The sequence below is a fragment of the Balneicella halophila genome (genome assembly GCF_003096835.1).
Lineage (GTDB): Bacteria > Bacteroidota > Bacteroidia > Bacteroidales > Balneicellaceae > Balneicella > Balneicella halophila.
Genome location: NZ_QENZ01000005.1, coordinates 234,540 through 252,571, shown reverse-complemented (window position 1 = coordinate 252,571; position 18,032 = coordinate 234,540). Strand labels below are relative to the sequence as shown.

Genomic DNA, 18,032 nt, shown 5'->3' with positions numbered 1-18,032 from the left:
GTTTAGGCAGGTTTCCTGGCTCGTCCTGTTTTTATAGCCTTCCCATTACAATAACAGTGGCATTTAGATATAAAAACGTTTTTGTAGGACTTACAGTAGCGGGTACTGCTACGGATTTTCACCGTATTCCCTTCATAGTTTATGTTGTAAACTATCTCCTAATAATTAATACAAAGGTAAGCAATTTCTTTTATGAACTCGCATAAAATCATTCTTGCTTAGTTGCGAAGTTTTTTTGCTTTTCTTCTGAAATATCTGTAGCCTAAAACGACACCCGTTAAACTAACAATAGTGCCAAATACGCTAAGAATGATAAGCATAGTCTTACGCAACCATTCTATACCTTCAAAAGCAGGGAAGTTGAAAGTATGCAATCCCTTATATAACCATCGTCCAAGTCTGCGGTTTTTGTCATATAGTCGCGTGTTAATAGGATTTTCTACAGGGATGTAAAACCATGATTTATCTGTATCATTAAATTTCAGCTTTATTATTTTTTCAGAAGTATTGTAGTACCCATCAGTTTCATTGATTATTTCATGAGAAAATTTATGCTCTTTGAATTTCTTCTTTGCCAAATCCAAAATTTCACCTTCGGAGAATTCTTTTTGTTTAGCATCTGTATTACTTGCATCAATCCAAATCGGCTTTTTATATTTTTTTTGAAAGAGGTAGTAAGGAGTATTGTTAAATTTGCGAAACTGTATCGTCTTAATATCCTGAAATTCTTTGTTAGTTAATAAGTCTGCAAGAGGTAATGTGAATTGTTCAATAGTGTTGGCTGGTTCATACCACATTTTTCTAAAATTGATTTCTTTTTTCTGGGAGATAACCCATTGTGGCACACTCATCATAGACATCATCCCACTGAAAACGAATGTAAAAACAAAAACGCCAAAAGTCATACCAACGATATGGTGCCAACGAAACCATTTTTTCTTATATGGAGAAATACCAAACAGTCCTTTTTTCTTGGCTTTACGCCATTTTCTTGATTGATAAATACCGACGACCAGCCCCAACAAACACATGATAGACCCAATACCAGACAGCCAAATGACAACCTGTGACCATAAGCCTTGATTAACTCTCAAATCTTTAAAATATAGCCAATGAGGAATGGCACCAAACCTCGCGAGCCAACGTTTTTTTTCAGTAGTTTCTTGAACAACTGTTCCCGTTTTTTCTGATAAATAAACAACCGTCTTTTCTTTGTCATCTAAATAATATTTGTGAATAGGAAAGTAGTTGCTATATCGTGCCCAAGGAATCCAACTATCGTAATCATTGATAATCTTCTTTTTCTTAATATTGGCTTTATAATTTTTTTTGATAAGATTGTCTAGAGCCTCTGTTTTAAATGAAGAAACAGGGGATAAGGTAGTTGCATCAATCGCCTTGTATCTATGCAGATATACGGGTTTTTGATGCAAGACTGCTAAGGTCGCATTTTGTGGTGCAATTGAATCTATAGACAAGCTTTTGATTTTGTCAGCATATTTACTTAGACTTTCTTGTGCTACAAAGGCTTTTTCCTTATCTGGTTTAGGAAAACCTGAGTATATCATCACAAAACCGGAGATAAACCATACAAGAAATACTAGACTCAGAATAGAGCCTAGTATCCTATGTGATTTTATAATGATTTTTTTAAGTTTCTTCATCCTTATAACTTATAACCAACAGTAAAAAGAAAGTTGCGTTCTTCTCCAGGAATAAACTGTGTTGAAAAAACAGAATTCGAAAAATATTTTTCATTAAAGATATTGTTTGCTTTCAATCTTAAATAGACATTTTCGAAAGAATATCCTATACTAGCTTCAGCAAGCCAATATTCTGGCAACTCATAAGTATTGTCAGTATTAGTAAACATACTACCAGTATAGTTTACACCGAAACCTAAGCTTAGATTTTGTAAAAAGCCTTCAGGAATTGTGTAGTAATTCCACATAAAAAATTGATGTTCTGGATTTTTATTTAGTACATTTCCTTCATTACTTTCTGTATTATACGGGTTAGCAGAAAAATCTTGATATTTAGCATCGGAATAAGTATAACCAGTAGTCAAACTTAAACCCTTGATTGGTCTGATTGTTGCATCGAACTCAAAACCTTTAGAATCTATAATACCGATTTGTCCATAAATTCGTTTGTCATCATCTGTTTTTCCAAGATATGTTTTAATGTTTTCCTTTTTGATGTAATAGGCAACAAAGTTCACATCAAGAATTTCTTCATAGTTGTATTTAAATCCCCCTTCAACTTGAAAACCGCTTTCTGGCTTGAATATCTCCTTACCATCTTTAGGGAAAAATTCCTTACCATCTTTGTCAATATAAATGTAGTTTGGATTATAAGTGCTTCTGTTTGGTTTGAAATAATTTGAAATAGAAGAGTAGAGAGACAAGTCCTTACTAGGCTTATATACTAAACCAAGTCTATAACTAAAAGCATTGTTGATAAGAGTTTTCTTCTCACTTTTATCAGTAAGTTCTCTGCCTGAGCTTACCGATGCCGATTGATAATCCATATCATAATTGTCGTATCGGGTACTAAGCATTACTTTGAGTTTTTCTGAAATATCCATTAAATCTTGTATATATAGACTGTTAACGAGTTCATCATATATACTTGCTGCAGAAAATTGTTCTTCTAAATTCCCTTGGTTTAGTATAGGGTTTTTAATATCAACTTTGGCGTACAATCCGTCACCAAATACATCTGTGCCTAAATTATAGCCCTTAAAACTAACTCTATCTAAATGCATAATATAATATCCTCCAAGAAAATTGTGCTTTATATTTCCTGTAAGAAACTTCATAGTATATTCTAGATAGTTTTGAAAGGATCTCGTTTCGTGTGAAAAACGTAGAGGAAAAGTTCGTTGCAATTTTGTCAAATCAATATATTTCTTCTTTCCTTTCTTGAAGAAATAGTTATCATAAACAGGAGAATCATCAGTAGGATAAGATAATGACTCTGTCGAGAAATAATCTATTAAGTCATCAGCATAGGCTGCATATATGGATAGTTTAGAATCATTAGAGAAATTATGAATATACTTCAATGATAGGTTGTAATTCTTATGTTTTAAGAAATCTTGAGGGTCGTTGTAGCGTTGTTCAGTGCTAAATTCTTTCGGAAAATCTGCTGGTTGATAAGTAAGATTATCATTCAAGTCAAAGATAGAGTCTGTAATTATTGGAAATCCCGTTTCAGTACCATAAAAGTCATCATTTACTGCCCAGCGGAATTCTATTTTATTCTTAGTATTAATTGAATAATCAAGCCCTAAGTAAGCATTTGCAGCTTTTGTAGCATTGTCTCTCCAGTTTTCACTATCACTTAATGACGCATCCAGTCTATAATTTAATTTGTCACAAATTTTGCCCCCAGCACCCATTTGTGTTCTTTTCCTGTTCCAAGTGCCATAGGTGCCTGAAAAGTTAGCTGTAAATTCTTCAATTGGTTGTTTGCGTACGATATTGATAATTCCACCTACCGCAGAATGTCCATAAAGAACAGAGCTTGGGCCTTTTAAGTATTCAATTCTCTCAACCGCTGCTAAAGATGTCACTGGTGCACTGTTTGATAGGTTCATCCGTTCATCTCTCGCACCATCAAGCATCATTATAGGGGAGCCAAATCCACGCATTTTGAAGGTCTGAAATCCTCCATAATTTACAGTGGGTTTTATACCTGTAACATAACGTAATGCATCGTTTACATTATTAACTTGTACTTGGTCAAAAAGCTCTTGACTTACTTGTGCAGTTGTTATAGGAATATCTTTTAGAGGAATATCTATTTTAGCTACTGATGCCCTTTTCTTCTTTTTAGCAGTTATTTCAACATTGTCCAATAAACTCACGTCTTTCACTAATGAAAAATTTGCAGTATGGCTATTAGGTGTGATATTAATAAGTTTTTCTTCTGTCTTGTAACCAATAAAGCTCACATGCAATCGGTATTTACCTGCTTTAGGAATACGGATAGCATAGGTTCCATCTTCGGAGGTCGCATTTCCTTTTTGCAGACTTTCAATAAAAACATTTACCCCTTCTATAGGTTGCTTTGTTTTTTGATCAGTAATTTTGCCCGTAAGTACTAAATTTTGTGCATTTGTCCATAATCCTATGAGCATCGTTGCGATAAGCATTGTTTTTTTTAACATAGTCAAATATTTAAGTTATAAATTAATCAATGTTAAAAATGCGTTGGCAAGAATGGACTAAAAAGATGATGTATTGTAGATACATAACAATCCTTGTAATCTTACTTCTATTCCCGGAAGCATTTTTACGTAATATTATGATACTTAGGCAGGTTTCCTGGCTCGTCCTGTTTTTATAGCCTTCCCATTACAATAACAGTGGCATTTAGATATAAAAACGTTTTTGTAGGACTTACAGTAGCGGGTACTGCTACGGATTTTCACCGTATTCCCTTTTACAAAATTTCTATTATTAGAAACTCTGTCACCTAATAATCGATTGCAAAGCTAATTATATTTTGATAAAAAATAGGAAAATGTCTTATAACATATCTCAATTTTAGAATATTGAATGTATTTTTAACCTTAATTTAATGAAAAGACAATACCGTAATAGCATTGTAACATAAACTTAAACTTTACGTCTAATTTAATAGTATAACCTTAAATTAAAACAAATATGAAGAAAGTATTTTTAATCTTTTTTATGATGGTAACCTCATGGATTGCATGGGGAGAAACACCCTTGTGGATGCGATATCCAGCAATATCGCCTGATGGTCAGCAAATCGCTTTTTCTTATCAAGGAGATATTTTTGTTGTACCAACAAGGGGTGGGAGAGCTTTACAATTAACAAGGCACGAAGGGCATGATACACAACCCGTATGGACACCAGACAGCAAACAGATTGTTTTTGCTTCAGATAGATATGGAAATTTTGACCTATTCCGAATGAATGCTATCGGTGGTAGCGCAACTCGCCTAACTTTCCATTCAGGAAGTGAAAAACCAGAGAGTATAACACCAGATGGGAAATATGTCTTATTTACAGCATTGATTCAAGATGATCCTGACAACTATATGTTTCCAACTGGAGTTCTTCCAGAGCTATATCAAGTGCCATTAAAAGGAGGACAATTAACTCAGGTTTTAACCTCACCAGCAGAGAATGCAGTGTGGACAAAAGATCAAAAAACATTATTATATCATGATAAGAAGGGATATGAGGATCCTTGGCGCAAACACCATCAATCATCAGTGACTCGTGATGTGTGGAAATATGATGCTAAAACAGAGAAGCATACTAAACTCACTACATTTCCTGGAGAAGATAGAAATCCTGTATCTGATAACAATGGCAATATATATTATTTAACTGAGCAGTTTGGAACGTTTAATGTGGCAAAAATGCCTATTGACAATCCGTCAGCAATTACTCAGGTTTCAAAATTTCAAACACATCCAGTACGCTTTTTAACAATCTCAGACCAAGGAAAGCTATGCTATTCATATAATGGTGAAATCTATACGCAACTGCCAAATGAGAAACCTCAAAAGTTAAGCGTTTCATTATTTGTAGACGATGTTGCTAATGAGATTGTTCATTTACGTAAAGGTTCAGGCATTTCAGAAATGGCAGTTTCTCCAAATGGTAAAGAGGTTGCTTTTATCATAAGAGGTGAGGTGTTTGTAACTTCAACAGACTATAAAACTACAAAACGTATTACTGACACACCAGAGCAGGAACGCTCAGTAAGTTTTAGTCCTGATGGTGATGCTATCTTATATGCAGGCGAGCGTAACGGAAGTTGGAATCTATATCAAACGAAAAAAGTGCGAGATGAAGAAAAATATTTTGCAAATTCAACATTATTGAAAGAAGAAGTTATTTTAGAATCTCCAGAGGAAACATTCCAGCCCAGCTACTCTCCTGATGGGAAAGAAGTTGCTTTTATTGAAAATAGAGCAGCACTACGTGTGATTAATTTGGATAGTAAAAAAACACGAACTATTGTTCCAAGTAAACTGAACTTCTCGTATAGTGATGGTGACCAATGGTATGATTGGTCTCCTGATGGTAAATGGTTTGTGGTAAGATATCTTGATAAGAATCTTTGGATAGGTGAAGTTGGTTTGGTAAGTGCAAAAGGAGGCGAGGAAGTTATTAACCTTACACAAAGCGGATATGAAGACAATATTCCAAAGTGGATGATGGATGGGGAGATGATTATTTGGACATCTGACAAAGCCGGATATCGTAGCCATGGTAGCTGGGGAGCTGAAGATGATGTTTATGCAATGTTTTTAACTCAAGAGGCTTATGATAAATTTCAATTGTCCAAAGAAGAATTTGAACTTGAAAAAGAGTTAGAAAAGGATGATGACAAGGATGAGGAGAGTAAAGACAATGACAAAGACGAAGAGAAAGACAAAAGCAAGGAGAAAGATGATAAAACTTTCGAGCCAATCAAAATAGAACTTGATGGTATTGAGGATAGAGTGGAGCGTTTAACCATTAACTCTTCTCAACTCTCTGATGCTATAGTAACTCCTGATGGCAAGAAGCTATATTATATGAGCAGGTTCGAAGGAGGATTCGATTTATGGCGTAAGAATTTATTGGAAAATAAAACTGAATTGGTTTTTAAACTCAAAGGAGGCGGTGGCGGATTTGCTATGGATAAAGATGCAGAAAACTTATTCTTCGTTTCTGGAGGTAGTATTTATAAAATGCCAATAAGCTCAGAAAAGAAGAAGAACATTAGCTACTCTGCAGAATTTGAATTAGACAAAGCAGGAGAACGTGAGTATATTTTTGAACATGCTTGGCGTCAAGTGAAGCGTAAATTCTATGATCCTGATATTCATGGTTTAGATTGGGAAGGATTGAAGAAAAATTATGCAAAATTTCTGCCTCATATTAATAATAATTATGATTTCTCTGAAATGCTCGGAGAACTTTTAGGTGAATTAAATGGTTCGCATACAGGTGCACGTTATCGTCATCGTGATTCCAACGGAGACAATACAGCATCTTTAGGAATATTAGTTGATTACGATTATAATAAAAAAGGAATTAAGATTGCAGAAATTCTTGAGAATGGACCTTTAGATAAAGCAAAGCTTGACATCAAAGTTGGTGATGTGATAACTCATATTAACAAGGAAGAAATTAATCCGAATAATGATTACTTTAAACTCCTTAATCGCAAAAAAGATGAAAATGTTGTTATTTCATTAGCCAGAGGAGGAAAAAAATGGGATGAAGTAATAAAGCCAATTAGCAGAGGAGAAGAAAATACTTTGCTTTATAATCGCTGGGTAAAAATAATGCGAGCAGAAACAGAACGTCTTTCAAACGGTCGTTTAGGTTATGTCCATGTAAAGGGCATGAACAGTCCAAGCTTCCGTGAAGTCTATTCAGATTTGTTAGGTAGATATGCTGACAAAGAAGCTGTAGTTGTTGATACTCGTTTCAATGGTGGAGGATGGTTGCACGATGATTTAGTAACTCTTTTAAGTGGTAAACCTTATTGGACACTAACTCCAAGAGGACAAGTTATCGGAACAGAACCTTTATTTAAATGGAGCAAACCGAGTATATTGTTGATGGGCGAGGGGAACTACTCTGATGCTCACGGATTTCCTTATGCTTACAAAGAATTAGGTATAGGTAAATTGGTAGGAATGCCTGTTCCTGGAACGTTTACAGCAGTATGGTGGGAAACACAGATTGATAATTCAATTGTTTTCGGAATTCCACAAGTAGGTGCAAAAGGTATGGACGGAAAATATCTTGAGAATCAACAATTGGAACCAGATTTAAAAGTTCGTAATGAAATAGAAGAAGTGACCAACGGAAGAGACCAACAATTGGAAGCTGCCGTTAAAGAAATGTTACGAGAGCTGGATAATAAATAATTATCAACTGAATTTTAATCATTGCAAGAGAGCTTCACTTCGGTGAGGCTCTTTTTGTTTAATGATAAATAGCAAACCAAAATTTGAGCTTTTTTTCTTCAAACACTAATAATAATGCGGTAATATTTGAGAGGAATCACAACACTTCTTTGCTCAGGCATTATCGTTCCACTGTTGTGAATTGGTTTCAATTTTATCATTAACTTTGTGAGGAATCACAACCTTTGGATTGTTGGGCAAATAGGGAATTTGTTGTGAATTGGTTTCAATTTTATCATTAACTTTGTGAGGAATCACAACTTCAAATGGAAAATTGTCATAAAAAATCCGTTGTGAATTGGTTTCAATTTTATCATTAACTTTGTGAGGAATCACAACAAGAAGAGACTACACCATCACAACGTTTACGTTGTGAATTGGTTTCAATTTTATCATTAACTTTGTGAGGAATCACAACCGGTTAAACTTTCAACATTTTGAATCTTCTGTTGTGAATTGGTTTCAATTTTATCATTAACTTTGTGAGGAATCACAACGCCGTTGGGTGGCAGAGTTGATAAGGAAGTGTTGTGAATTGGTTTCAATTTTATCATTAACTTTGTGAGGAATCACAACTGCCTATACCTGTGCTTTCAAGTGTTGGTAGTTGTGAATTGGTTTCAATTTTATCATTAACTTTGTGAGGAATCACAACAAAAGCATTTTTGACATTCTAAAAGAAAATGTTGTGAATTGGTTTCAATTTTATCATTAACTTTGTGAGGAATCACAACTGCCTATACCTGTGCTTTCAAGTGTTGCTAGTTGTGAATTGGTTTCAATTTTATCATTAACTTTGTGAGGAATCACAACATTGGAATGACATACAATGGAACAAAATGCGTTGTGAATTGGTTTCAATTTTATCATTAACTTTGTGAGGAATCACAACGTAGGGAAATTTTTTGTTTGGGTGCTTAATGTTGTGAATTGGTTTCAATTTTATCATTAACTTTGTGAGGAATCACAACTCTTTAGGATTTGTAATATCTCCATTAGTCGTTGTGAATTGGTTTCAATTTTATCATTAACTTTGTGAGGAATCACAACACAATACATTTAATCCCTTCTTTGAATTTTGTTGTGAATTGGTTTCAATTTTATCATTAACTTTGTGAGGAATCACAACTTTAAGCTTTCAAAATAGGCAGACTCCTTAGTTGTGAATTGGTTTCAATTTTATCATTAACTTTGTGAGGAATCACAACTCCTAATGGGGTTTGCTTTAATGAATCATGTTGTGAATTGGTTTCAATTTTATCATTAACTTTGTGAGGAATCACAACTTATGCTCTGTAAGCCTTAAATAGCAAAGGGTTGTGAATTGGTTTCAATTTTATCATTAACTTTGTGAGGAATCACAACAAAACACATACGAATTATCGAGGAAACGATGTTGTGAATTGGTTTCAATTTTATCATTAACTTTGTGAGGAATCACAACAGTAACCATTCAATCATGTTCCACTTGATAGTTGTGAATTGGTTTCAATTTTATCATTAACTTTGTGAGGAATCACAACTACGTTCATTAGGCACTTCAAAATCAAATAGTTGTGAATTGGTTTCAATTTTATCATTAACTTTGTGAGGAATCACAACGACTTGCTGTTTTAGGCATTACCGCTGCTTGTTGTGAATTGGTTTCAATTTTATCATTAACTTTGTGAGGAATCACAACCATAACTGGTGTTAGGCACAAGCTCAATTAGTTGTGAATTGGTTTCAATTTTATCATTAACTTTGTGAGGAATCACAACTCATCCGTTTCCATATGTTTCTTAACATCCGTTGTGAATTGGTTTCAATTTTATCATTAACTTTGTGAGGAATCACAACCTAAATAAAAACCACTGATATTCAGTGGTTTTTATTTGTTATTAGGAATCATATTTTAGAAAAGTTGTAGTTGTTGAACTGGCTGTGGTTTCTCTATTTCTTTTCTGCCATGAAATATTTCCATCATTTCAAATTGCTTGTCTGTAATATGAAAAATGCATACATTACCCAATTTAGGTAGAAAATTTTTCACACGTTTTATGTGAACTTGTGCATTTTCCCGACTCGGACAATGCCGCAAATAAATAGAAAACTGGAACATGCTAAAACCATCATCTAATAATTTTTTTCGAAATTGGCTGGCAGCACGTCGTTCCTTTTTTGTTTCTGTTGGAAGGTCAAATAATACAAGTACCCACATAATTCTGTATGCATTAAATCGTTCTTTTCTCATAATTCCGGATAGCTAATCAGTCGTCGTTCTCCTGTAAAGCATTTATACAAACTTGCCGTAGTTGTTGTTATAGCAACCAATAAGGGGCGCTTTTTCCCTTCGATAATAGTATCTAGTTTTGGTAATTGTAAAAGATGAAATTTTGCTTCTTTTGAAAGTTCTTTAAATGTAGGATAAGATTGATACCATTCTACCACTAAAGCATCAACCAAAGGACGATAAGGTTCCATAATATCATCTGCAAGACAATAGCTGTTGTATTTATTGCTGTGGAATATACCTATGGCTGGAAGCAATCCGCTGGAAACTAATGCTCGTGCGACTATACTGCGTAGAATAGCATAACCAAAATTGAGTAAATTATTAGGGTATTCGCCATAACGCTCTCTACGAAAGTCATCAAAAAGATACTTCCAATAATGATTAGCCGCTTTGCCTTCCATATTGCCGATATCTCCCGACTGTACTTCATTGCTATAGTTGTCCATTACAGATGAAGGAAGCTGGTATTTATCTAATAATTTTTTCTGATTTCTTATTTTAGCTATAACAGTTTGTTTCCATAATTGTTTTTGTAAGGGAACGGATGCAGTCAGTTGATGACGCCAGTGCTCTGTCATTTCAGAATGTCCATCTAATGGAAGCATCAGTCCATTGGGTAAATGCTCCTTGTTACAAACCACAACGGCAACAGTATGCTCCATCAATTTTTCCAAAAGAGGAGAGGAGATCGTAATCCGATTATGGTCTAACACTAACAAAGCGATATCCTCTATAGATGCACGACCTTTTTCCTCATTGAGTTCAGGATAGATGACTACCAGTTGATTGTTTTTCAACTTTAAGTAGGAAGGATTTCCAATATAGAGCGTTTGTTTGAGCATTGTTGTTTTATTTTAATATTCTCCAGCTTGAACTATTTCGCCAATGTGGTTAATCCTAACTTTTACAATTCCTTCTAATGGTTTTGTACTTGTTACTCTGCAATAGGTGAAGTTTAGATTATTTGTTATTGTAGTTTCTAAATGATGTCTGAACCAATAATCTTTAGAGCCGATTTTCTGTACCCTAAATAAATGTGGACTTATTCTGTCTGCATTTTCAATATCTAATAAATCAATCTCATGAGGTTTAAAATCTTCTGTCGGAAAAACAAACATTTCATTTTGCTTCATTGTAAATAAAAACTCCCAGCCTAAATCTTTCTTATATTCCTTATCAATAATTGCAAGTCTTTGATTAACTCTCTCTACTGCCTCAAATAAAGAGACAACTTTTTCTTGTAAATCTCCTTCACTATCCCGATATATTGCTACATGATGATTATTTCCTGTACTAACATAGTTAATAGGCTGTGTATTACCTTGCTCGTCTAATATGTTTTGTCCTAAATGGTCTTTTTTAGTATGCAAAGCTTCGACATTACTCACGCCGGTTATGGTTACACGCTTAATAGCAATTCCTTTTTCTTTATTTAACCATATAGGATTTTTTTCAATGTCAGAAAATGCCTTTTTAGAATTACCATTATATTCATTTAAGCGATTTTGCAATACATCTTGCACCCTCAAGTCAATCACTTTATCCAATTTCAAGTCCGGTGCTATAGTTTTACGAATAGTAAAAATATCTTCGTAACACAATACTTCTTTTATAGCATTATCTTTATATAAAATAGGCTCTTTTTTCAATATCTTTGCACTAAACGCAATCTCTGGTTTATTATTATATTTTGCTAAATGTTCAGCAACAATACCTTTCAAGTATGGGTTTGCAATAAGACGACAATACTCCTGGGTAAAATTCTTGTTTAGTTTTGTTGGTTTTGTCATTAAACGCTTCGACTTACCGTACACGGTTTCTTTATGTAGTTGCCCTCTTGGGGTAAAGGTTTGTTGAGGTTTTGCAGTGCCTCCTTTTGTGTAATTTTTATTTATAGTAACAACTTTATTTTTATTCTTTATAGAAACTAAAATGGACTCTATATGCCTTTTGGCTTCAGAACGGAAATTAGGCATCGGTGCTATGAATTTTCTTTTGCTATCTTCATACTTTGTTATCTTGTTTTGAATTTTAAGAATACTTAGATGCTTATCGTGATTTTCATCTTTCCGAGCATTCAAATTATTTAAATATTGGATATGATTGTGTGTTGTAAAAGCAACTGTTAGAGCATCCATAGCATGATGACGATGATCATTACGTTTCGTCCAGTCCTTAATAACTTCATGCTTGACGCATTTACCTGTCTGTTTATTTAGTCTCTCTTCAAACTCTGTTAAACCCAATGCTCGATATTTAGGAAGATTTAACTCTTTCATTATATTAATCAAGTCCCAATCTTCACGTAATTTATTCGTAATATTTCCTGAAGTAGAAACGACAGGCTCTCTTACTACTGTTTGCAACATATTTTTTGCTTGCTTAGCAATATATTGACTATTGCGTAAATCCCTTTCAATAAATCCATCTGGCAAATCCTTTTGCGATAGCAACAACTTGTTTCGTTTAGCTTTGGTGATAGTTCCTTTTCCATTATCATATAATAAATCTACTCTTGTTTGATAGTTTTCAACGTCAAGGCTATTATCGTTACTGATAAAATCGATTGCCGTTCTATTTCCTTTAGCTTGGTTCTCTGAGTGATAAGCTAATGTTTTGTTTGAAAAAGAATCATCAAAAATTAAAGCTTTAGGCATAATATGCTCAATCTCAATTTCTTTAGAAAAAAGCTTTTCATAAGGTATATATTGATTAGTAAAGACAGTTTTATAACCATTTGTCTTTAATTCCTCCCAAAGTCGGTATCTTATGACATCATTTCGTGTAGGATTGGGAATATTAAAATCTTCAGAAATTTTCTTTTTAATTTCTTCATTTCGTTTTGTTGCTTCATTTATCCTTTTAGTTGCTAACTCACGTTCTTTAGCATTCTTTTTCAACTCACGGGCCAATTCTATATGTATTGCATCGAGTTTTCCGTATTCGTCAATGATTTGATTAACTACATTGACCATTTGATTCAAAATCTTCTCTACTACTGGATTCCTTAAGCTGTTTTTTGGCAATAACTCTAAATAATCAGCTAATTCTCTATTTTCATTATCTTCTTTTGTTAAGCTATTTGAGTGATTATAGCCAGCCAAACTGCAAGCCTCAGAATAGATATGTCCTTCTTGTAAATAAGGCATAATCTTACGTATAGCTTTGCTTGAAAGATTGCCATAATCTGGTTGCAGTGGAATATTTACCAATAATTTTGCATACTTGGGGATAAAACCAAATTTCTCACAAAGTTTCTTTTTTAGATTTACAGATGTATTTCCATATTTTTCAATATCCTCTTCTGATATTTTTGTATTGTTATCATCTTCTGCGGAATATAGCAAGTGCCATAATTGATATGAAGCTTGTTTTTCAAACTCTTCACCTTCAATATTTGCATCGAAATCTAATATATTTGAATTTATGCCTATTTCCGTAAATATCGCACTCAATTCTTCTTTTATCTCAGTTGCATTTTTTCTGTCCCAGTTAAATCCATAGCCTTCATTTTCTGCAATCAGTTTATAAACCTTATATAATGCTTCATTTGTCCGATTTCCTTCAAGACCTTCAGGGAAATTTGTTTTCCAAAGCTTTGCATTCAATCCAAGCGTCTTTAAAACATCTTTCTCTTTAAGTTTTCCTCTTATATTTAATTGTTCAAAAAGTAAATTCCTGTCTTCGTCTTTAAGTATATAGTCAGTCTGAATTTCTTGGTTAAATAAATCTTTAGTGGCGCCATACATTCTTCGAAAAACAAGATTATTAATATTTTGCCAAATCTTGAACTCCTGGAATAGGGGAGACGACTTTGAAATTACACGCCTGCCGATTCTTTGTTGCTTTGGCAAACCACTTAATTTATTTTGTATAATATTGCCTTTTTCATCTTTCTTATCAATTTTCCAGCTCTCAAATTGACAGAAACTAAGTAAACTCTTTTGTGATTTCAATTTGCGTTGATAAAAAATAATTACATCTCGAATTTCTTCTTTTAATTTAGGTGTCAGTTCCTTATGATACTTCGCTTGAGTTTCCCAAATTTGCTCAAATTCATCCAAATAATCTTGCCTATAGAAGACTTGATTCTTAAGAGAAGTATGAGGATTATCTTTAATTTGCTTCCAAAGATTTTCACCTACCGTTTCATTATTAAAATAAAGCTCTTTACTTCTGTCTGAAATAGCACCTAAGTAGCCGCTTGATTTATTCAAATCGTTATTTATTTCCTGAAGTACAATAGCCAATAATTCTAAATCTAACTTCTCAGCTATCATTTGCGAACGAAGTTGGTACTTTTTCTTTTTTAGATCTGCACCTTTTTCTGTTAGGCTAATACCAACAAGTTGAAAAGGCTCTTTGCAGATTGCCCAAGTACGTGTTTTATTTTTATTCTGCAACTCTTTGTATAACTCATCTGTTAAGATTTCAGGATAAAATCGTTTTTGAAAATTCCAAACTTTATCAAATTCCTGCTGTAAATCCGAACGGTAAAAGTCAGGAATATATTTTTTATCTTCTTCTAAGAGATTAAGAACGTATTGTCCTACTGTAATTTCTTTTTCATATATTTCTTTAGCTATTGACATTGCATCAATAGGTTGGTCATCTTCTTCGTTCTGAACCTTACGACTACTTTTATAGCCTCTCTTTTTATTTATGGCTAAAAATATTTTTGCTAAATCTTCTAATTCTACTTTTTCTCTGGCTGATTTCGCACGTAATTCTAAGTTTTGATGAGTAGTTCCTTTTCCAATCTCCGTCAAAGGTGTCTCCTCAGTAATAAAATGGTTTTTTATTAAAATTTCAATTAGTTTTTTACGTCTTAACTTAAAGCGTTGAAGATTACGTCTTGCTCCACGTTTTGATGTTCTTTCTGCATTGGTTGACAAAGGACGTCCAGCTTCAAAATCTCTCTTTTCATCAACTGTTAGAGGATTTACTCTTACACCTAACTTTATAATTTCTGATAATTCTTCTTTAGCTTCTGATTGGTGTACTAATGCCCAACCGATAGAGTTTGTCCCTAAATCAAGTCCTAATATTCTTTTCATTGCAATTATTAATTAATTATGGAGACTAATTTAATAAAAATATGCCAAAACGTTATTTCATTTATTGAAAAGAATTTGTATATTTGTAGTGATAAAAATTGAACCAATTCACAATAAGGATTATTCCGTTGTGAAAACATTTAAAGCGGCAACTTAGACTTGTCGCTTTTTGTGTTTGTAAAGTGATTAAATTAAAATATGGAATAAAAAAAAGACCATCCAAATTTAGGATAGTCTTTCAAGATGTTTTTTGTCTTCGTTTATGCTTCTGAAATTGCATCTGATGGGCATACTTCCACGCAAGCACCACAATCTGTGCAAATTTCAGGATCTATTACATAAATATCACCAGGGCTAATTGCTTCTACTGGACATTCTGGCTCGCAAGAACCACACGCAATACAATTATCATCAATAACATGTGCCATAATATTCTATTTTTTTTCAGTTATTATTTGGTTACTTAAACACTACTACAAAAGTAATGGGGGGGTATGGTAGAACAAGTCTAAATACTAAGTTGTCTTCTAATTTAATATTAGTCTAAAAAAGAATAATGATAGTTAATTGTGTCCATATACTGCCAAAGCATTAAACTATGCTGTTACTTTATTTTGCTGTAATAACTGTGCCTCTTTTAGTAGTTCCTTAGCCGTATGGGCTAGATTATATAGTAACGTGATTCGTCTGTTGTTGGATTCCTTCTTTCGCTCATACAATACGTCTTCCCATTCTTTTATTTCTCTGAGTACTAAAGGGGTATTGGGTAAAATGTCTTTATCAGCTAACAATATTTGTGCCTGTTGCAAAACCTCAGTCACATTTTTACATATAGATAGTTCTTCTTCATTAAATTGTTGATTCTGTGCATGGGCTCCTAAGGCTGATAAATAAGACAATAGGGCATGATTTAGATAAGTCAATGTAAATGCTTTTTTCTCATAAAATGATTTGCGCTTTGGCTCAACCTTTATCCCTCGCCAAGCAAGTGTTAATGCCGTATCGGCTTCATGCGTTTGTTGTCTGCTTTCACGGTACTGCATCGGAGGATAATTGGGTGTATAAATAGCTTGTAAATAGGCTTCATTTTTAGCCAATGCATTTCTCAATAATTCCGGCAGATGTTTGTATTGCCAATCAGGCCAAATGAAACGAACCACAAAATAAGCTAAGAATGCACCTATCAAGGTATCAACAATGCGTGGTCCCATTACTGCTATTCCTTGATCTGCTTGGATATTAAAAGCTGCAAGTACATAGGTGGTAATGAAAATAACAGCAACTGCATATTTCTTTCGTAACCATATCATAAAGAGATATATAGAGCCTACTAGTAAGATAATTTGTCCTGTGGGCGTAGGAAGCAGTTGAGCTAATAAAATCCCTAGTATTACGCCCGCTATTGTTCCCATAACTCTTTCGAATAGTCGCTGGCGAGTTTCACTATAGGTTTGCTGACAAACGAACAGCGAGGTCAGTAATATCCAGTCTCCCTTTTCTATCTTTAAGAAGTACATGAGTGCATAACCAATGGCAAAACAAATACTAAGGCGAACTGCATAACGAAACCTTGGATGTGTATGCCTCATTAACTTTTTGAGGCGTGTTACTATTGGTTGCGATTGATATTCAATATCTGGCATAGAAGTAATCACTCGCTGGTCGTCTATAGTGCGAAGCGTTTGTTCTAATTCAGTAAGATTCTTTAGCAATAAACTAAGTGATGGATACTGTGGATCACTCTCACTTCTTTGCATCATCTCATGCAGGGCTGTAATTGTCCAAGATAAGGAAATAGGGTGCTTGTAAGGAATATCAGTAAGTAACGAAGTGCCAACTTGCTGTATTGCTTTAGAGATTTCTTTAAGTAATTGCCCAAAGCCTTCTATGAGTTGAGGATTTTTGGTGTCTTGACTTAATAAGTCATAGCGCTCATGGCTAGATGCTACACGCTCATGCATTTGTTGTAAGAGCAACCATTTATTGTAGTATATCGGCATAACCGGATGATCCTTAACTTCTTTGGCATAGCTGATAAGTGCCGTTCTAGATTGTCCAATTGATTGAACCACCGCAATGTTTTTTTGAGCTAACTGATTTCTTAGCGTGTCTTGTAGCTTCGGGTCACTTGGAAAGAATTTTGCCTTGTGTGCGGTATAATCTCCTAATTTTCGATAACCTTGTGCAAGTTGTTCTTTTAGAAGCCTCCAAGGACGGATATAAAGCAACACCAATGAGACAACTCCATATCCTAATCCACCCAGAGGGAGTAATATCGGTTGATAGTACCAAGGATTGCCAAAATACGTTCCTAACATGGTGTAAATAGCTATCAATAAAGCCCCAAAGGTGATTCCCCTGTAGCGCTCGCCCATACCACCTAGAATAATAAAAAAGAAAGTAGAGCCAATGAGTCCTATTCCAAATAAGAGCGGATGTGGACGCAATAATTCTACAGAGGCACTTGACACAAAAAAACTCAATAACATAATTGCCAGCGCTTTGATACGCCCTCTCGGATAGTCATCCGTTTCAGACAAAGCCGTAGCCACAGCACCCAGTGCCAGTGTCATTCCAAAGAAAGGTTTTCCTATAATTTCAAATGGAATAATGAGCAAAGCAACGGCAATAGCTATCTTTAGAGCAAGAAGCCTTTGTGGATATTGCCAAAAAACATTTATCCAAAGAACCTCTATCTTATTGCGGACTTTATTCCATGATTCTTTCATGAGCTGGCCTATTCTA

8 protein-coding genes, 1 CRISPR repeat array and 2 riboswitches are annotated in these 18,032 nt (G+C 34.2%); of the genes, 1 reads left to right on the top strand and 7 read right to left on the bottom strand.

The genetic code is table 11. The features are described 5' to 3' along the window. Positions 1 to 177, bottom strand: a riboswitch (cobalamin riboswitch). 41 nt (positions 178 to 218) lie between these two features. Further along, positions 219 to 1,664, bottom strand: coding sequence for a PepSY domain-containing protein (locus tag C7377_RS08150; protein WP_116496861.1), 1,446 nt, complete (start codon positions 1,662 to 1,664; stop codon positions 219 to 221). 2 nt (positions 1,665 to 1,666) lie between these two features. Further along, positions 1,667 to 4,174, bottom strand: a complete 2,508-nt coding sequence (locus tag C7377_RS08145) for a TonB-dependent receptor (RefSeq protein ID WP_116496860.1) — start codon at positions 4,172 to 4,174, stop codon at positions 1,667 to 1,669. Between the two features lie 130 nt (positions 4,175 to 4,304). Continuing rightward, positions 4,305 to 4,501: riboswitch (cobalamin riboswitch) on the bottom strand. 172 nt (positions 4,502 to 4,673) lie between these two features. On the opposite strand from C7377_RS08145, the gene C7377_RS08140 reads away from it, so the two are divergent. Continuing rightward, positions 4,674 to 7,916, top strand: a complete 3,243-nt coding sequence (locus C7377_RS08140) for a S41 family peptidase (protein WP_116496859.1) — start codon at positions 4,674 to 4,676, stop codon at positions 7,914 to 7,916. Between the two features lie 173 nt (positions 7,917 to 8,089). Further along, a CRISPR array of direct repeats spans positions 8,090 to 9,794; the repeat unit is 49 nt; unit sequence GTTGTGAATTGGTTTCAATTTTATCATTAACTTTGTGAGGAATCACAAC. Positions 9,795 to 9,849: 55 nt separating this feature from the next. Here the strand turns inward: C7377_RS08140 and cas2 are convergent. From cas2 to C7377_RS08115, 5 genes are all read right to left on the bottom strand, one after another. Continuing rightward, entirely contained in the window at positions 9,850 to 10,188 is a 339-nt protein-coding gene (gene cas2, locus C7377_RS08135; protein WP_116496858.1) for a CRISPR-associated endonuclease Cas2, read from the bottom strand. Beyond that, positions 10,185 to 11,072: a type II CRISPR-associated endonuclease Cas1 gene (cas1, locus tag C7377_RS08130; protein WP_116496857.1), complete on the bottom strand. Its 888-nt coding sequence runs from the start codon at positions 11,070 to 11,072 to the stop codon at positions 10,185 to 10,187. The genes cas2 and cas1 overlap by 4 nt, the downstream gene beginning before the upstream one ends. 12 nt (positions 11,073 to 11,084) lie before the next feature. Then, positions 11,085 to 15,287 (bottom strand): type II CRISPR RNA-guided endonuclease Cas9, encoded by a 4,203-nt coding sequence (gene cas9 / locus C7377_RS08125; RefSeq protein WP_116496856.1) that lies wholly within the window; start codon positions 15,285 to 15,287, stop codon positions 11,085 to 11,087. A 260-nt stretch (positions 15,288 to 15,547) separates the two neighbouring features. Further along, positions 15,548 to 15,715 (bottom strand): 4Fe-4S binding protein, encoded by a 168-nt coding sequence (locus C7377_RS08120; protein ID WP_116496855.1) that lies wholly within the window; start codon positions 15,713 to 15,715, stop codon positions 15,548 to 15,550. Between the two features lie 168 nt (positions 15,716 to 15,883). After that, complete coding sequence (locus C7377_RS08115; RefSeq protein ID WP_116496854.1) at positions 15,884 to 18,016, bottom strand: FUSC family membrane protein; 2,133 nt, start codon at positions 18,014 to 18,016, stop codon at positions 15,884 to 15,886. Positions 18,017 to 18,032 lie beyond the last annotated feature (16 nt).

Bases quoted from the DNA above. Each gene is read 5' to 3' on its own strand.
- C7377_RS08150 (WP_116496861.1), bottom strand. From the start codon at position 1,664: ATGAAGAAACTTAAAAAAATCATTATAAAATCACATAGGATACTAGGC.
- C7377_RS08145 (WP_116496860.1), bottom strand. From the start codon at position 4,174: ATGTTAAAAAAAACAATGCTTATCGCAACGATGCTCATAGGATTATGG.
- C7377_RS08140 (WP_116496859.1), top strand. From the start codon at position 4,674: ATGAAGAAAGTATTTTTAATCTTTTTTATGATGGTAACCTCATGGATT.
- cas2 (WP_116496858.1), bottom strand. From the start codon at position 10,188: ATGAGAAAAGAACGATTTAATGCATACAGAATTATGTGGGTACTTGTA.
- cas1 (WP_116496857.1), bottom strand. From the start codon at position 11,072: ATGCTCAAACAAACGCTCTATATTGGAAATCCTTCCTACTTAAAGTTG.
- cas9 (WP_116496856.1), bottom strand. From the start codon at position 15,287: ATGAAAAGAATATTAGGACTTGATTTAGGGACAAACTCTATCGGTTGG.
- C7377_RS08120 (WP_116496855.1), bottom strand. From the start codon at position 15,715: ATGGCACATGTTATTGATGATAATTGTATTGCGTGTGGTTCTTGCGAG.
- C7377_RS08115 (WP_116496854.1), bottom strand. From the start codon at position 18,016: ATGAAAGAATCATGGAATAAAGTCCGCAATAAGATAGAGGTTCTTTGG.